Here is an 18237-nt window from a genome sequence, read left to right as displayed (position 1 = left end):
ATGAATGCGACCAACCAACAGGCCTTTGTCGAGATCGCCCAGCGCTTGGCCTCACTGCCGGCGGACAAGAAGCAGCTATTCCGCCAGCGCCTGGCCGAGAAGGGCATCGATAGCTGGCGCCTGCCCATAGTCCCGGCCGCTGGCGGGGAGGGTGAAACCGCGCCACTGGCCCATGCGCAACTGCGCTTTCTCTCGGCCGAGGCCCTGAGCAGCCGTGCGCTGTACAACCTCTGCTCGGTGCTGCGCTTCGATGGCCGCCTGGATCTGGCCTGCCTGCAGCAGGCCATGCAGCAACTGGTGGAGCGCCACGCCATCCTGCGCACCCGCTACCTGGCCGATGCCGAGGGCCGTTTGCAGGCGCACTGCGAGCCCTGGACGGCGGGCCTGCCGGCGGTCGAGCCGTTACCCCGCGAGGCGCTTGCCGACCCGCAGCAATGGTGCGCCGACGAGTACGCCCGGCAACTGGCCGAGCCCTTCGACCTGAGCCGCGAGGTGCCCTGGCGCTGGCGTGTGTTCAGCGATGCCGAGCAGGGCTGCACCTGGCTGTTCTTCACCATCCACCACGTCGCCTACGACGCCTGGTCGGCCCAGCAACTGACCCGCGAACTGGCCGAGGGCTACCGTGCCCTGAGTCTGGGTGAGCCGCCCCAGTTGCCGCCGCTCGATATCCAGTACGCCGATTACGCGGCTTGGGAACACGAATGGCTGGCCAGCGATGCCTGCCGCCAGCAGCTCGACTACTGGCGCAGCCAGTTGGCCGATGCGCCCGGCCCGTTGCCACTGCCATACGACCACCCGCAGCCGCCGGCCAACCAGCGCCGTCACAGCGGCGCGGTGCGAGTGCGTGAGCTGCCGGCTGCCTTGTCGGCGCAGGTGGATGCGGCCATCCGTGAGCAGGGCGTGACCCTGTACATCTTCGGCCTGACCGCCTTCGCCTGCCTGCTGGCGCGCTACAGCGGCGAGCGCGACCTGTGCCTGGGCACCTCGGTGGCGCAACGTGATCGCCCCGAGCTGGCGCCACTGATCGGCCCGCTGCTCAATACCCTTGTGATTCGCCAGCGCCTGGAGGATGACCCGGACTTTCGCAGCGCCCTGCTGCGCACCCGCGACAGCGTGGCGGCGGCGTTCGACCAACAGACCCTGCCGTATGAAAAGATCCTCGAAGCCCTCGACCGGCCCCGTTCCAGCCCGTTGTTCCAGGCCATGTTCGTGCAGGTCGAATTGCCGGAAAGCCGCACCCTGAGCCTGCCGGGAGTCAGCGTCGAGGTACTCGACCCGCCGCAGCGCCATGCCCGTTTCGACCTTACCCTGCGCCTGGTACGCAGCGCCGACCAGCGCCTGCGCTGCGAGCTGGAATACAGCGACGAGTTGTTCGAGGCGGCCACCATCGAGCAACTGCTCGACGATCTGCAGGCCATCCTGCAGGACGCTTCAGTCAATCCCGGGCAGCGCCTGTCGGCACTGCGCCTGGCCTCGCCGCGTAGCGAACTGCAGGGCCCTGCGCTGGACGCCAGCCCCGAGCCGCTGGATCGCCAGGTGCAGCAGTGGGCCGCGTGCACGCCGCAGGCACCCGCCCTGTGCGATGCCCGGCAGTCGCTGGCCTATGGCGAGCTGGCCAATGCCGTGCAGGCACTGGCGCTGCGTCTGGCCGAGCAGGGCGTCGGCCCGGGCCAGGTAGTGGCCCTGTGCATGCCGCGCAGTGCCGAGCAGGTGCTGGCCATGCTGGCCTGCTGGCAACGTGGCGCTACCTGCCTGTTCCTCGATCCGGCGCAGCCCGTGCAGCGCTTGCAGCAACTGCTGGAAAGCAGCGCGGCGAGCCTGCTGCTGACCCTGGCCGAGGCGCCGGCGCTGAATGGCGCGCTCGCGCGTCTGCAACTGAGCGCTGCCGATCTCGCTGCACCCGCCCCGCAGCAGCCGGAGGCCAGCCTTAGCCAACCTGAGCAGGCCGCGTACCTGATCTACACCTCGGGCTCTACCGGCCAGCCCAAGGGCGTGCTGGTCAGCCATGCCAACCTGGCGCACTACGCCGCCGCCGTCAGCCAGCGCCTGCAGGCCTGCGCCGGCAGCCGTTGGGCGACCCTGGCCACGGTGGCCGCCGACCTGGGACTGACCTGCGTATTCGCTGCCTTGCAATCCGGTGATCCGCTGATCCTGCCGGAGGCCGCGCTGGCCTTCGATCCACCCGGCTGGGCCGATTTCCTGGCGCAACATCCCGTGGACTGCCTGAAGATCGCCCCTTCGCATTTGCGTGGCCTGCTGGCGCTGGACGATGCCCGGCGGGTACTGCCGCGGCAGTTGCTGATCCTCGGCGGTGAAGGCTTCGATGCGGCGCTGTTCGCCCGTATCCGCGAACTGGCGCCGGAACTGCGTGTGTTCAACCACTATGGCCCGTCGGAAACCACCGTTGGTGTGGTCTGTGGCGAGGTGACGGAGACCGGGCAGGGCTTTTACCTGCCCCTGGGCCAGCCGCTGGCCGGTGCCGAGCTGCGTATCGTCGATGCGGCGGGCCAGCCGGTGCCGCGTGGCGTGGCGGGCGAGTTGCTGATCGGCGGCCCCCAGGTCGCGCTAGGCTATCTCGGCCAACCCGAAGCCACGGCCGCTGCCTTTATCGAGGACGCAGGGCGGCGCTTCTACCGCAGCGGTGATCGGGTACGCCTGGATCACCATGGGCGTCTGGCGTTCCTCGGGCGCCAGGACGATCAGGTGAAGATTCGCGGTTTCCGCGTCGAACCCGGTGAGGTCAGCACCTGGCTGAGCCGACAGTCGCTGGTGCGCGAAGCCGCCGTGCTGGCACGCGAGATCCAGGGCCGTATGCAACTGGCGGCCTATGTCGCGCCGCGCCTGAGCGCGGACGAACTGAGTGCCCTCCAGGCGCAGGCCCGGGCGCAACTGCCCGAACCGCTGCAGCCGGCGTACTGGTCGAGCCTGGATACCTTGCCGCTGACCGCCAACGGCAAGCTGGACCGCCGCGCCTTGCCCGAGCCTGAAGCGAAGGTGATGGTAGAAGAGGGCGGGCAGGCGCCGCAGAGTGCCAGTGAGCAATTGCTGGCCCGCTTGTGGTGCCAGGTGCTGGGTTGCGCCTCGGTCACCCGCCAGGACGATTTCTTCGCCCTCGGCGGCGACTCGATTCTCAGCTTGCAACTGATCGGCCTGGCCGCGCGCGAAGGGCTGCGCCTGCAACCGCGCGATGTGCTTACTCAATCAACCTTAGCGGCCATGGCGGCGAGCGCCGATTGCCGCGCGCAACCGCGCCTGGCCAGCATCCTGGCGGCCTTCCGCGAACTGCTCGGCCAGCCGCAACTGGGGCTGGACGACGACTTCTTCGCCGCTGGCGGTGATTCGATCCTCAGCCTGCAACTGATCGCCCGGCTGCGCCAGGCCGACCTGCGCCTGATGCCGCGCCAGTTGCTGGAAAACCCCACGCCACGGCAACTGGCGGCCGCGCTGGAGCCAGTTGCTGAACCGGCAGCGGCGCCGCCAGCACAGGTCAGCACCGTGGCGCGCCTGTCCCATGCTCAGGAGCGGCTGTGGTTCATGCAGCAGCTCGAACCCGATGCCACCGCCTACAACGTCACCCAACTGCTGGCCTTGCACGGCGAGCTGGACGTGCCACGCCTGCGCAGCGCCTGCCTGAGCCTGATCGAACGTCACGAAGCCCTGCGTTGCCGCTTCTTCGAGGACAACGGGCAGGTGCGTCAGCGCCTGGACACGGCACCTGAGTCCAGCTTTGCCCTGCACGATCTGCGCGCCTCGCCGGCAGAAGTGCGCGAGGCGGCGATCGCCCAGGCCGCGCAGCGGGTCTTCGATCTGGGCCAAGGGCCGCTGGTGGCCATCGATCTGTTTCAGCTCGCCGAAGACGACTATCGCCTGCTGTTCAATGCCCACCATATCGCCGTGGACGGCTGGTCCATGGGGTTGCTGGTGCAGGATCTGGCCGCACTCTACGAGGGCCGTCAGTTAGCGCCCAGAACAGGCCTGCTGCAGGTGATCGAAGCGCAGCGCCAGACGCTGGAAGGAGATGCCGGCCAGGCACTGCTGAATTACTGGCAGCAGCGCCTGCAGGGCTTGAGCGATGAGCCGCTGACCCTCAGCGAAACCCCGCGTCCGGAACTGCAAACCTATGCCGGCGCGCGTGAGCAGTTCCCGTTGCCAGGCGAGCTGACCTCGGCACTGGCGGCCCGCGCCAGGCAGCTCGGGGTGACCCCCTTCGTGCTGTATTTCGCCGCGCAGCAACTGCTGCTGTGGAAACATTCCGGGCGCCGCGATTTCGCCATCGGCCTGCCGGTGTCCGGGCGCGAAGCGGTGGACAGCCAGGCGCTGGTCGGTCTGTTCGTCAACACCCTGGCCTACCGCGTGCAGCTCGACGAGCGGGAAAGCCTGGAGCATTTCCTGCAACGCCTTGGCCAGCGCCTGGCGGATGACCGGGCCCACGAGCAACTGCCATTCGAGCGCCTGCTCGACGTGCTTCAGGTGGAGCGCAGCCTCGACCGCACGCCATTGTTCCAGACCCTGTTCAACTACCAGGTCGATCACCTCGGCGAGCGCAATCTGCAACTGCCGGGTGTTACCGTAGCGCCGCTGGCGTTGCCGCAGGAGGCGATCAGCGCCAAGTTCGACCTCACCTTCAACCTGTTCAGCCAGGGCCGTGGCGATGAAGCCAGCAGCCAACTGATAGTCGAATACGCCACCGCGCTGTTCGATCCGGCGCGCATCCAGTGCCTGGTGGGCGACTACCTGGGCGTGTTGGCCAGCCTGGCGCATCTGGATCTGCAGCGGCCGCTGCTGGCGCTGCCACTGCCCTCGGTGCAACGCCTGCATAGAGCGGGCGAAGCTGCCGAGTTGAATGTCGAGGCGGATTTCGTGACCCGCTTCGAGGTGCAGGCCGCCTTGCATCCCCAGCGTACCGCAGTGTTCTGCCGCGACCGGCAACTGAGCTATGGGCAGTTGCAGGCACAGGCCAACCAGCTTGCCCACTGGCTGCTGGCGCAGGGGGTGACGGCGGAATCGACTGTTGCCTTCTGCCTGCCGCGCGACGAGCGTCTGCTGGTTTGCCTGCTGGGTATCCAGAAGGCCGGGGCGCAGTACCTGCCGCTCGATCCGAGCCATCCGCCTGCGCGGCAGGCGGCCATCGTGCAGCGGGCACGGCCGCATCTGCTGCTGTGCGAGCGTGAGGATGAGCATTTCCCGGCCGAGCTGCGTTGTCAGCGCTGGCAGGACCTGGCCTTGTCGGCGCAGCCAACGCACGCACCAGCGTTGCCGAGGCACCTGCAGCAACTGGCCTATACCCTCTATACCTCCGGCTCCACCGGGCAGCCCAAGGGCGTGCAGATCAGCCGGGGCAACTTCGCCAACTTCCTCCTGGCGATGGAGCGCGCCTTGCCGCTGCACGGCGTGCAGCGCTATCTGGCATTGACCACCGTGACCTTCGATATCAGCGGCCTGGAGCTGTGCCTGCCACTCGTGCGTGGCGGCAGCGTGGTGCTGGCCGATGACGAGCAACGTCAGGACCCGTTGCTGCTGGCGCAACTGATCCGTGAGCGTGAGGTGGATCTGATCCAGGCCACCCCGGCGACCTGGGCCATGCTGCTGCAGGGCGATCGCCAGGTACTGGACGGGCGTATCGCCCTGGCCGGCGGCGAGGCGTTGGCGGCAGAAATGGCCAGCGAGCTGAAGCAGCTCGTGGGCTGCCTGATCAACGTCTACGGGCCGACCGAAACCAGCGTCTGGTCGACCCAGACGGCGGTGACCGAATTGCATCATCCGGTAGTACCGATTGGCCGGCCGCTACTCAACACACGCTGCCATGTACTCGACGAGTTTCTCTGCGAAGTGCCACCGGGCCGCGCCGGCGAGCTGTATATCGCAGGCGAAGGGCTGGCTCGTGGTTATGCCGGGCAGCCGGCGCTGAGCGCCGAGCGCTTTATCGCCGACCCGTTCGGCACAGGCGGGCGCCTGTACCGCACTGGTGACCTGGCCCGCTGGCAGGCCGATGGCCAGTTGTACTACCTGGGCCGCAGCGACGATCAGATCAAGCTGCGCGGTTTCCGTATCGAACTGGGCGAGATCGAGGCGGCGCTGCTCAGCCACCCGGATGTCGCCCAGGCGGTGGTGGCGGTGCAGGGCGAGCACCTGGCCGCGTTCTGGGTCGCCAATCCTGGCGCCGAGCCGAGCGCAGACGAGCTGCGTGAGCATCTGCAGGCACGCCTGCCGGTGTATATGCTGCCGACCCATCTGCAAGCGCTGGCCGCATTGCCGCTCAACAGCAACGGCAAGGTGGATCGCAAGCAATTGCCGCAGATGAGCGACGCGCCTCGCACGGCAAGTAGCGTGCAGCGGCCGATAAGCGCCAGCGAGGCGTTGCTGAGCGAGATCTGGGCGCAGGTGCTGCAGCTCGAGCAGGTGCCGCTCGACGGGCATTTCTTCCAGCTCGGCGGGCATTCGCTGATGGCCGCGCAGGTGCGTTCGCGGCTGCGCGAGCAGGGCTTCGAGGTGCCGTTGCGCTGGCTGTTCGAGACGCCCGTGCTGACGGAGCTGGCGGCGCGCCTGGAGACCCAGGCCGCCGCCATCGACCCGACCACATTGAGCATCGCGCGGGTCGATCAGTACATCGATCAGCCGCTGTCGCCTGCGCAGCAACGGGTCTGGCTGATGCAGCAACTGCAGCCGGACGACAGCAGCTTCAACATGAGCAGCAACGTGCGCCTGCGTGGCCAGCTCGATGTCGAGGCGTTGCAGCGTGCCTTGCAGCGCGTGGTACGGCGCCATGCGATCCTGCGCACTACCTACCATCAGCAGCAGGGCGAGGCGCGCCAGCGTATCCATGCGCAGTCGGCGCTGACGCTGCAGGTGGAGAGCAGCAGTGAAACCCGGTGGGCCCAGGCGGCTCATGAGCTGGCCACGCGCCCGTTCGACCTGAGTGCCGAGGCGCCGCTGCGCGCGGTGCTCTATCGCCTGGGCGAGCAGGAGCATGTGCTGCAACTGGTGCTGCACCATATCGCCTCCGACGGCTGGTCCGGCTCGGTGCTGATCGCTGAACTGGTGGAAGGTTACGAGGCCTATAGCCAGGGCCAGGCACCCGTGGAGCACGAGCTGGCGATCCAGTACGTCGACTATGCCGCCTGGCAGGTTTCGCCGGCGCTGCGTGCCCGTCAGCGCCAGGGCCAGCAGTTCTGGCAACGTACCCTGGCCGGCATACCGAGCCAGGTGCCCTTGCCGTTCGACTTCCAGCGTGGCGAGCGCGATGGCAGCGGTGGTGCGGCATTGGACTTCCAGTTGTCGGCGGCGACGCTGGCGCGCCTGGAGGCCTTGCAGCGTGACAGCGGCCTGTCGCTGTTCATGCTGCTGCTGACCGTGTATGCCGCCGTGTTGCAGCGTGAAACCCAGGGCCGCGATCTGGTCATTGGCACCGACGTGGCCAACCGCGAACACCCGGCCACCGAGGCGCTGATCGGCTTCTTCGTCAACCTGCTGGCCTTGCGCATCCGCGTGCAACCGGAACTGAGCTTCCGTGAGCAGGCGGCCTTGGTGCGCGATGTCTGCCTGGATGCCTTCGCCTGGCAGGACACGCCGTTCGAGCAGGTGGTGGAATGCCTCGACCTGCCGCGCGTGGCCAACCAGCATCCGCTGCTGCAGACCCTCTTCGTGCTCGACAACACGCCGCGTCAGCCGCGCCGCCTCGGCAACCTCGAGGTGACGCCGCTGAGCGGCGAGCAACAACACTCCAAGTTCGACATGGCGCTGTTCGCCAGTGCCGACGGCGATGCCCTCAGCCTGCGCTGGGTGTACCGCACCAGCCTGTTCCGCCCGGCCACCATCGAGCGTTTGCGCGACAGCTTCCTGGCGCTGCTCGACGCAGCCCTCGGGGCGCCGGACAGCCCCATCGATGCCTTACCTCTGCCTTCCAAGGGAGCCGCTGCCATGTCCACCCCCACGGACAACCCGATGCAACGCAAGATGAGCAAGCTCGGCAAGCTGCGCCAGAACGGCCCGGCTGCCGCTGCCACACCGATCGAAACCCGGCCGCTGCGCGCCGGCTCCAACTTCCCCTTGCTGGTGCAACTGCGCGAGCGCGAGCTGGCGCCAGCGGTGTGGGCCGAAGCCAATCGTGAGCAGGTGGAAGGTTGGCTGCGCGAGCACGGCGGGATTCTTTTCCGCGGCTTCGATCTGCCCACCCCGGCGGACTTCGAGCAGTTCTGCCAGGCCTTGTGCCCGGAGCTGTACGGCCAGTACGGCGACCTGCCGAAGAAGGAGGGTGGCAAGAAGATCTACAAGTCCACGCCTTACCCGAAAGACCGCATGATCATGTTCCACAACGAGAGCGCCCACCAGCATCGCTGGCCGCGACGGCAGTGGTTCTATTGCGAGACGCCGGCTGCCAGCGGCGGGGCCACGCCCATCGTCGACAGCCGTGAGGTGTACCGCGAGCTGCCGGCATGGCTGCAGGACAAGCTGCGCCGCAAGCAGTTGATGTACGTGCGCAACTTCAGCGCCAGCCTGGACGTCAGCTGGCAGCACTTCTTCCAGACCGAGGAGCGTGCCGAGGCCGAGCGCATCTGCCGCGAGGGTGGCATCGAGTTCGAGTGGCGTGGCGCCAACGAGCTGCACACGCGCCAGGTCTGCCCGGCGGTGATCCTCCATCCGCTGACCGGCGATGCCAGCTTCTTCAACCAGATTCAGCTCTACCACCCGGCGTTTCTCGATGCCGATATCCGTGAGCAATTCCTCAAGGGCCGCGACAGCGTCATGCCCCGGCAGGTGTTCTACGGTGATGGCAGCGAGCTGGAAGAGGCGGCCATCGAGGCGATCAACGCCGCCTACGAGCGTTGCGCGGTGCGTTTCGACTGGCAGCGCGGCGATGTGGTGATGCTCGACAACATGCTCGCCGCCCATGCCCGCGACCCCTTCGAGGGCGAGCGACGCATCGTCGTCGCCATGGGCGATATCTACCGCCGCGATCAGGTGGCGGCGGCACCGGCTACGCCTGAGGAAAACGCTTTGGAGATGACACCATGATGGATCTTGGTCTGCCTCTTTCCCCGGCCCAGAAGCAACTGGCCGAGGCCAACCCGCAGGCGTATCGCTGGGTGCGCATGACGCTCGCCGGCGTTGCCCCGCAGCGGGTCGAACAACGTCTGCGTGAGCTGCTGAACAGCCATGAGGCGCTGCGCCTGCACTACCAGCGCCCGCTCGGCGCCACTGGCCTGCGCCAGCGCGTGGCCGAGCCAGGCGAGCTGCGTTTTGACTGGCACCAGGCGGATGCCGGTGTCGATGCGGCTACCTGGCAGCGCGAGGCCCAGGCCAGGTGCCAGGCGCAGCAACCCGACCTGCTGGCCTGGTGGCGCGACGAACAGCTATGGCTGGCAGTGCCAGCCTACTCGCTGGATCTGCGCAGCCTAGAGCAACTGCGCCGTGAGCTGCTGGGGCAGGGCGCGACACAGCAGACCGAGCCGATGCAGTACGGCGACTACGCCGAGTGGATCGCCGGCCTGCAACTGGACGAGGACGCCGAGCAGGGCGTGCAGTTCTGGCGCAACCTGACCCTGCAGGAGGTGCCGGGGCTGCGCCTGATCGAACGCTATGGCATGGCCAGCGGTGCCCGTGGTTGCGTGCAGCAGGCGCTCGATCCTGCATTGCGTTCGGCCGTGCAAGCACTGGCCGAGGGCGAGGCGCTGGCCGTCGAGCCGCTCGCCCTGGCGGCCTGGGGTGCCTTGCTTGGCCGTCTCAACGGTCAGCGCCATGCGCAACTGGGCCTGCAGCACGATCCGCGCGACGATTATGAAGAGCTGCAGGGCGCCTACGGGCTGTTCGAGCAGACCCTGCCCATGCAGGTGCATCTGTCCGAGCACGCCAGTTGGGTCAGCCTGGCCCGGCAACTGGCCCGGCAACTGGAAAACGCCGTGCTCTGGCAGGAGTACCTCGGCCAGGCCGAGCTGCTGCCGGAGTGGCGCGCCAGCTATCAGGCCGGGCTGCGCGTGCAGCATCTGGCCGAGGTACCGGCGCTGCAGGCCCTGTCGTTCGACACACCGGTGGAGCTGCAACTGCACTGGCTGCTGGATGAGTCCGGCCAGGGCCAGTTGGCGCTGGTGTACGACACCGGGCTGTATCGCCGTGAGCAGATGCAACTCCTGCTGCGCCGCTACGCGCATTGGCTCGGCCAGCTGCTGCAGGCACCGCAAGCGCCGCTGGACAGCCTGGATACCTTGCTGGCGGAAGAGGCGCAGCCGGTGGCGACTGGCGGAGAGCTACCAGCGGACATGGATATCGTCGAGCGCTTCCGTGCCCATGCGCGCAACCAGCCGCACAGCCCGGCGCTGCGCGATGGTCGGTGGGTGCTGTCTTACGCGGAGCTGGACGAGCTGAGCGAGCGGGTGGCCGGCAGCCTGCAGCAGGCCGGCGTTGGCCCGGATCAGGTGGTGGCGCTGCTGCTGCCGCGCGGCGCGCAGATGCTGGTGGCCATGCTGGCCTGCTTCAAGGCCGGTGCGGCCTACCTGCCGCTGGATCCGGCGCTGCCACCGCTACGCCTGGCCAGCATTCTTGACGATGCCAGACCAGCGCTTGTGCTGTATCTGGATGAGCTGACAATGGCCTGCGAGGTGCCCAGCCTGGCCTGGTCGCAGGCCAGCAGCGCTGCGCCACTCGCGGCGCCTGTAGCCAGCGCGCCGCAGCACCTGGCCTATGTGCTCTACACCTCGGGAACCAGCGGCAAGCCCAAGGGCGTGCAGATCGAGCAGGGGCAGCTACGCCACTATGCGAGCCAGATCACCCATGCCCTGGATTTGCCGGCCGGTGCTCACTACGGGCTGGTGTCCTCGCTGCTCGCCGACCTGGGCAACACCGTGCTGTACCCGGCCTGGTTGCAGGGCGGCTGCGTGCACCTGCTGAGCCAGGCCAGCGTCACCGATGCACAGGCCTTCGCCGAGGAGCTGCGCGAGCATCCGCTGGATGTGCTGAAGATCGTTCCGTCGCACCTGGAAGCCTTGATCGGCGAGCATCCGCTGGAGGGCGTGCTGCCCCGTCAGGTACTGGTGCTTGGCGGCGAATCGGTGGGTGAGAGCCTGCTGGCGCGCCTTGTACAGGCAGCAGCTGGCTGCCGCCTGTACAACCACTACGGGCCGAGCGAAACCACGGTCGGCGTGCTCTGGCGCGCCATCGATATCGAGCAGGGGGCGAGCGGCACGGCCCTGAACCAGGTGCTCGGCAACAACCGCATCTACCTGCTCGACGAACAACAGCGCCCCGTGCCCTGCGGGCAGGCGGGCGAGCTGTGCGTGGCCGGGGCGAGTGTCGGCCGTGGCTACCTGGGCAATGTCGGTAGCTCGGCATTCGGCCAGGACCCGCTGTCCGGCGCGCGCCTGTATCGCACCGGTGATCTGGCGTTGCGCCAGGCCGATGGCGCCTTGCGCATCCTCGGGCGCAATGATCAGCAGGTGAAGATTCGCGGTTTCCGTCTGGAACTGGCGGAGGTCGAACAGGCACTACGTGACCTGCCGGGCGTGCAACAGGCGGCGGTGCTGCTCGATGGCGAACGCCTGCTGGCCTTCATCGTGGAGGAGGAGGGGCAGAGTCGGGCAGCGAACCTGCTGCGCGATGACCTGGCCCAACAACTGCCGGACTACATGCTGCCCGCCGGCATCTTCGCCTTGAAAGCCCTGCCGCTGAACAGCAATGGCAAGCTGGATCGTCAGGCGCTGCTGGCGCGTGCCCGGCAGCGCATGCAGGGCGCGCGGGTGGCCCCGGTCGGCGAACTGGAGGGGGCAGTGCTGGAAATCTGGTGCCGTGTGCTGGGTGTCGAGGATCTCGGCGTGACCGACAACTTCTTCGCCATGGGTGGGCATTCCCTCGCGGCGATCAAGGTGGTAGCGCTGATTCGCGAGCAACTGGGGCTCAACCCGCCAACCAATCTGCTGTTCGAGCGGCAGACCGTGCGCGAACTGGTGTATAGCCTCGACCAGGGCGCGAGCAGCGAGGGCTGGCAGGTGCTGAACGAGGTGGCCGGTGATGCACCAGCCTTGCTTCTGGTACATGGCGCGGATGGTCACCTGAAAGACTACCGACCGTTGCTGGCGCAACTGGGCGAAAACCAGGCCGTTTATGGCCTGGCGGCATTTGAAGAGGGTTGGCAAAGCAGGGATCTGGACGCGCTGCTGCAGCGCTATGTGCAGAGCATTCCCGAGTCGCTCAAGCAGCGCCCGCTGGTGCTGCTTGGCTGGTGTCTGGCGTCGCGCCTGGCGCTGCTGTTGACGGCGCATCTGCAGGCCGCAGGCTTCAACGTCCAGGCCCTGGCGGTGGTGGATCATGATTCGCAGCGCAGCCTGGCGGGTGATGGCGACGAGGGGGGGCAGTTGCTCGCCGACCTGGTGTTCCTGTGTGGCAGCCGTGCGCGGCCGCTTGGCGATACCTTGCGCGAGCGGCTGGCCCGGCAACTGGTCGATTGCGATTATGCCGAGGGGGTGGCCCGCCTGCTGGCCGACGCCGAAGTGCGCGAGCATCTGCAATGGGAGGGTGCCGAGGCCGAGTTGCAGGCCGCGATGGTGCGCTACCGGACGATCAAGACGCGCCTGTACGAACAGGCTCTACCGATGGTCGACGTGCCCATCTGGTTGTGGCGCAGCAATGCCCACGGCGACCTGCGTGCCGCCTGGCAGGCGCACACGCGCAAGGCGCTGCATTATCGGAGCCTGGATGTCGGCCATCATGCGATCCTTGCCGAGCCGCGCCTGAGTGCGGAGCTGTTGTCCTTGCTGGCGCCGAGCATTACGCCGCAACACCGAGCCGAGAGGGTATCGAACTGATGATGTTATTGAAGGAGCTGCTGATTGATGCGCGCTGGCGCATTTTCCTGGCGGTGCTGTGCAGTGCTTTGAGTGCGGCCTGCAGCATCGGCCTGATCGGCTATATCAACCGCAGCCTGGAGCAGGGGCTGGATGACCTGAGCCAGGCGCTGGCGCTGTTCGCCGGCCTGCTGTTGCTGCTGTTCGTCAGCGGCACCCTGGCCCAGTGGCTGCTGGTGCAGATCGGCCATCGCCTGGTCTATCAGTTGCGCCTGCGCCTGGTGGGCAAGGTGCTGGGCACAGCACTGGAGCGCATCGAGCGGCTGGGCAGCCCGCGCATCTACAACGCTCTGACCAAGGACGTGACCACCGTGGCCACGGCCTTCAAGCAACTGCCGATCTCCCTGTACAACGGCCTGCTGCTGCTGGCTGGCCTGGCCTACATGGCCTGGCTGAGCCTGCCGTTCTTCGCCCTGACCCTGGCGGTGATCGCCTTCGGCGTGGCGCTCGACGTGCTGCTCGGGCGCAAGGTCAAGCGCCTGATGCAGCAGGTGCGGCAGCAGGATGACCGCTTGACCGAGCAGTTCGAGGCGACCATCAGCGGCCGCTGCGAACTGGCCTTGAGCCGCGAGCGTCGGCAACTGCTGTACAACCAGCGCCTGGAGCCTATCGCCCGCGATTCTCTGCAGGCCTCGGTACGCGCCGATACCCTGTGGGCGATCAACCTGAACTGGACCTCGCTGCTGGTGTTCCTGCTGATCGGCACGCTGTTCTTCCTCGGCCAGGGCCTCGGGATGCTGAGCCAGCAGGTGGTGGTGGGCTACGTGCTGGCGATCATGTTCCTGCGCACGCCGATCTCGATGATCCTCGATGCCGTGCCGGCGGTGATCCGCGGCCATGTCGCCTTGCAGGCCATCGATGACCTGGCCCTGGGCGAGACGGTGCAATTCACCCTGCCGGCCAAGGCCGCCGAGCCTTTCCGTGAGCTGCGCCTGAGCAAGGTGCAATACCGCTACCCCGGGCAGAGCGACGAGTTCGCCTTCCAGCTAGGACCCATCGATCTGCATGTTCGCCGTGGCGAGCTGATCTTCATCGTTGGCGGCAATGGCAGCGGCAAGTCGACCCTGGCCAAGTTGCTGACCGGGCTCTACCAGCCCAGCGAAGGGACGGTCACGCTCAATGGCGTGACGCTGGAGGCCGCGCACAGCGAGTGGCACCGTGAGCATTTCGCGGCGATCTTCGCCGACTTCTATCTGTTCGCCGATGTGCTCGGTGAGAACGGCCAGCTCGATGGGCTGGAGGAGCGGGTCGAGCATTACCTGCAACGCCTGGGGTTGGCGCACAAGGTGCAGTTCGTGGAGGGGCGCCTGTCCACCACGGCGCTGTCCCAGGGGCAGCGCAAGCGCCTGGCCCTGCTGTTGTTGATGATGGAAGGGCGCGAAGTGCTGCTGCTCGACGAATGGGCGGCGGACCAGGATCCGGTGTTCCGTCACGTCTTCTACCACGAGCTGCTGCCCGAGTTGCAGGCTGCGGGCAAGACGGTCATCGCCATCAGTCACGATGACCGCTACTTCGACGTGGCCGATCGCATCTACCGGCTCGACTACGGTCAGTTGGTGGACTATGACCGCAGCAGCGAGAGCCCTTTCCAGTTGGTCAGGTAGTGGGTTACTCGGGCGTCTTGTCGCGATCGAGCGGGCAACTGCTGCAATAGTCGACGCCGGGCAGGCGGTAGCGAATGCAGCAGATGCGCCGTAGCCGCCGCGGTTCGCTGGTGCCGACGTCCTTGTAGTACACCGGGGCGAACAACGGGTTGCGTCGGCCATCGGGGCGCAGGCGGCTTTCCAGCACGGCTCTGGCCGGGGCGGAGCAATCGGGCGTTGCCAGTGGATGCAGTTCGATTTGCGTCGTGGCGGATTCAAAGAGGTTGCCGGCGTTGCTCCAGAACAGTCGTGGCGAGGCTTTCGAGACGCTGGCCATCACCTCGATCACCGGTTCCAGATGCCCTTGTATCAAGGCACTGAAGCGCTCGAAGGGTGGGCAGGGCGACAGACTGCTGCCGTCATGGGGCAGGCATAGGCCAAGCGGTTTGCCTTCTGCCGAAAGGGCGACGCCGATATCGCTCAGGGCGATAGGCAGTTCGCGCTGCAAGAGCAAGCTGGCCGCTACGGTGGGGGCCAGGAAGCAGAAATACCATTTCGACCAGATGGAGGTCAGCGCCAGCAGATCGTCTGTGCCATGGCGGGCTGCCAGGTCACCAATGAACGCGGCGAAATAGTCCGGCTGAAACAGTTGCGAGCCGGCAACTGTCTGCTGTTGATCACTGGCTAGCTGCAGGTTTTCCCCATAGGCCGCCAGCGGGCCGCTGAACAGCGGGGCAAGACTGGCGATCATCAGAGGCGCTCGTTGCCGCCGCAAGGCAGCGTTGGAGGTGGGGCGAGAGGGGAAAGGGTTATCTGAGCCATGCTTGATATTTGCTGGTGAGACTCGTTATCACTTGAGGTGGCGGCAGTATAAACACACCTCATCCTGCAAGCGAACCGGACAGTGGTGTCGGGGGTGAGAGGAAGGTTAAATTTGGTTAATGATAATTGTTATTGACTGTATTATTCTGCCAACGCTCGTGTACAAGGCTCAAGCGGGCCCACGGGCATTCGCATCGTCAGTGAAAAACGGAGTGGAAAATGAGTCTGGACAGTCCTGAAACGCGATTTTTGGTTGTGGTCAACGATGAGGAGCAGTACTCCATCTGGCCCGACTACAAGGAGATACCGCAAGGCTGGCGCGCGGCCGGCAAACAGGGCAGCAAGGAGGAGTGCCTGGCCTATATCGAGTCGGTCTGGACCGACATGCGGCCTTTGAGCCTGCGTAAAGCCATGCAGGGGCAGGGGCGCGGCTGATGCAGCGAGCATCCAGCCCCTGGTTTTCCCTGTTGCCGAGCGGCAGCCATGCACCCGCGCTGCGCTTGTACTGTTTCCCCTATGCCGGGGCAGGGCATACGGTTTTTCAGCATTGGCGCGCTGGGTTGCCAGGTGATATCGAGCTGGCTCTGGTCAAGTTGCCGGGGCGCGGGGCGCGCTTCGGCGAGCCTCGGGCGGCTGCGCTGGCCGAGTTGGCTGAAGCCCTGGCCGTGGCCATCACCCAGGCCAGTACCGACGGCATTCCCTTCGCTTTCTTCGGCCACAGCATGGGCGCGTTGCTGGCTTTCGAGACGGCGCGCCGGCTGGCTCGGCAGGGGCTGTCGCCGACCCTGTTGCTGGCCTCGGCCCGCACTGCGCCGGTCGCCCATGGCTGGCGCGAGCGGGTGGCGGATCTGCCGCCTGCACAGTTTCTCGAGGTCATCCGTGACATGAACGGGATGCCTCGGGAGTTGCTGGACAACCCTGAGTGGGTCGAGCTGTTCCTGCCGATCATCCGTGATGATTTCGCGCTGTGCGAAGACTACCGTTACAGCGCTGCGCCACCTTTGTCGTGTCCCATCCATGTGTTGGCTGGGCAGACGGACGCCAGTGTACCCCTGTCACTGCTCGATGGATGGGCTCAGGAAAGCCAGGTCGACTGCCGGACATGGCTGTTTCCCGGCGGTCATTTCTATCTGTTCGAGCAGGAGGCTGAGTTGCTCGCGCTCATGCAGCGCCTGTTACTGGGCGAGTCGCTCAAACGGGCGGTTGGCTGAGCCCAGGGCTATCGCATTCCTACCTCAAACTTTCTGTTGAGATCGCCGGCTGCTGCCGACCCGTATCCTTTGCACGTTCGTGCTGCATGTCTCACTTGTGTCATTTGATTAATATAATGATAGTAATTATCATTTGTAAATTGACGCTGGCCATGGACTTTGCACGGGGCGCTGTCTGACATCCGATAGCAGCAACTTGGAATCGCCTGAGTTGACTGATCGTTCGTTGCACTACGCTCGATCCGGCGGCGTCGTCAGATAACGCGCTATCCGCGCGACACGAGGATGCACTCATGAATGCGATCACCCCGATTTCCACCACCGTAGTCGATCTACAGAGCCGGCACAGCGGGCTCCGTCAACGCTACTGTCTGGACAGCACGCCGGCGCTGCAGCGGCAAATGCAGCGCGAATCGAATGCGCGCAGCTACCCACGGCGCATACCGCTGGAGCTCAAGCGGGCGCAGGGGGTGTACGTCGAGGACTCGCGCGGGCAGGTGTACATCGATTGCCTGGCTGGCGCCGGCACCCTGGCGCTGGGGCACAATCATCCGGTGGTGGTCGAGGCCATTCAGCGAACCCTGGCATCGGGCATCCCGCTGCACACTCTGGATCTGAGCACGTCGGTCAAGGATGCCTTCGTGCAGACCCTGTTCGAGCTGCTGCCGGGGGACTTCGCCAAGGACGCGCGCATCCAGTTCTGTGGCCCGACCGGGGCGGATGCGGTGGAGGCGGCGCTCAAGCTGTCGCGTACGGCCACCGGGCGGCAAAGCGCTCTGGCTTTCCATGGCGCCTACCATGGCATGACCCTTGGCACCTTGTCGCTGAGTGGCAACCTCGGGCCGAAGAATGCCCTTGGCGGGCTTCTGGCGGGCGTGCAGTTCCTGCCGTATCCCTATGACTATCGTTGCCCGTTTGGGCTATCCGGCGAGCAATCGATCGATGCCAACCTGCATTACATCCGCCACATGCTGAGCGACCCGGAAAGCGGAGTGACCCAGCCGGCGGCCATGATCCTGGAAACGGTGCAGGGCGAGGGCGGCGTGATTCCCGCGCCCGATCGCTGGCTGCAGGGGCTGCGGGCGATCACCCGTGAGCACGGCATTCCGCTGATTCTTGACGAGATTCAATGCGGCATCGGCCGTACGGGCGATCTGTTCGCCTTCGAGCGCAGTGCGATCACACCCGATGTCATGACGCTGTCGAAGGCCATCGGCGGTGGTCTGCCGCTCTCGGTGGTGGTCTATCGGGGCGAGCTGGATCAATGGCAGCCTGGCGCCCATGCCGGCACCTTCCGTGGCAACCAACTGGCCATGGCCGCTGGTGATGCCACCTTGCGTTTCATTCAGCGTGAAGGCATCACTGGCCATGTACGCAGTGTCGGCGCACGCCTGCAGGGGCTGCTACAGGGGCTACAGGCCGAGTTCGACTGGGTTGGTGACGTGCGTGGGCGTGGCCTGATGCTGGGCATGGAGATCATCGATCCTGCCAGCCAGGATGCCCTGGGCCGGCCGGCCGCCGATGGCGACAGGGCGCGCAAGCTGCAGCGGGCCTGCCTGGAGCGTGGCCTGATCGTCGAGCTGGGTGGGCGACATGGCGCGACCGTCAGATTCCTGCCGCCGCTGATCATCAGTGAGGCCGAGATCGAGCTCGTCGGGCAGATTCTCTACCAGGCTGCCCAGTCCGTTCAGGGATTCGCTTTCGCCGCGCAGCAATGACCTGAGCCCGATAGCGGCAGGGGCAAGCCCCTTTTCATGGAAGGCTTGTGCGGTAGCGTACAAGCCTTCTGTC

Annotated in this window: 7 protein-coding genes; 6 read left to right on the top strand and 1 reads right to left on the bottom strand. The window is 66.3% G+C overall.

Annotation, left to right across the window (positions count from 1 at the left end):
• From OU800_RS15990 to OU800_RS15980, 3 genes are read left to right on the top strand one after another with little or no spacing between them, the layout of a single operon-like run.
• On the top strand, nt 1-9012 hold the full coding sequence (locus tag OU800_RS15990; protein ID WP_268178308.1) for a non-ribosomal peptide synthetase: 9012 nt from the start codon (nt 1-3) through the stop codon (nt 9010-9012).
• Nucleotides 9009-12791 (top strand): amino acid adenylation domain-containing protein, encoded by a 3783-nt coding sequence (locus OU800_RS15985; RefSeq protein WP_268178307.1) that lies wholly within the window; start codon nt 9009-9011, stop codon nt 12789-12791. The genes OU800_RS15990 and OU800_RS15985 overlap by 4 nt, the downstream gene beginning before the upstream one ends.
• Nucleotides 12791-14434 (top strand): cyclic peptide export ABC transporter, encoded by a 1644-nt coding sequence (locus OU800_RS15980; protein ID WP_268178306.1) that lies wholly within the window; start codon nt 12791-12793, stop codon nt 14432-14434. Before OU800_RS15985 ends, OU800_RS15980 begins: the two co-directional genes overlap by 1 nt.
• Nucleotides 14435-14438: 4 nt before the next feature.
• Here OU800_RS15980 and fhuF read toward each other — a convergent pair whose 3' ends face one another.
• Nucleotides 14439-15164: a siderophore-iron reductase FhuF gene (gene fhuF / locus OU800_RS15975; RefSeq protein WP_268178305.1), complete on the bottom strand. Its 726-nt coding sequence runs from the start codon at nt 15162-15164 to the stop codon at nt 14439-14441.
• A gap of 290 nt (nt 15165-15454) precedes the next feature.
• Here fhuF and OU800_RS15970 point away from each other — a divergent pair, with 290 nt between their 5' ends.
• The 3 genes from OU800_RS15970 (at nt 15455) to OU800_RS15960 (ending at nt 18164) form a co-directional block, all read left to right on the top strand.
• Nucleotides 15455-15670, top strand: a complete 216-nt coding sequence (locus OU800_RS15970; RefSeq protein WP_268178304.1) for an MbtH family protein — start codon at nt 15455-15457, stop codon at nt 15668-15670.
• Nucleotides 15670-16446: a thioesterase II family protein gene (locus OU800_RS15965; RefSeq protein ID WP_268178303.1), complete on the top strand. Its 777-nt coding sequence runs from the start codon at nt 15670-15672 to the stop codon at nt 16444-16446. Before OU800_RS15970 ends, OU800_RS15965 begins: the two co-directional genes overlap by 1 nt.
• A gap of 293 nt (nt 16447-16739) precedes the next feature.
• Nucleotides 16740-18164 carry a diaminobutyrate--2-oxoglutarate transaminase gene (locus OU800_RS15960; protein ID WP_268178302.1) on the top strand — a complete coding sequence of 475 codons (1425 nt, stop codon included), beginning with the start codon at nt 16740-16742 and terminating at the stop codon, nt 18162-18164.
• The last annotated feature ends 73 nt before the right edge of the window (nt 18165-18237 follow it).

Source organism: Pseudomonas sp. GOM7 (genome assembly GCF_026723825.1).
Lineage (GTDB): Bacteria > Pseudomonadota > Gammaproteobacteria > Pseudomonadales > Pseudomonadaceae > Aquipseudomonas.
The sequence above is the reverse complement of the archived record's forward strand: the minus strand, read 5'-3'. Positions and strand labels throughout refer to the sequence as shown.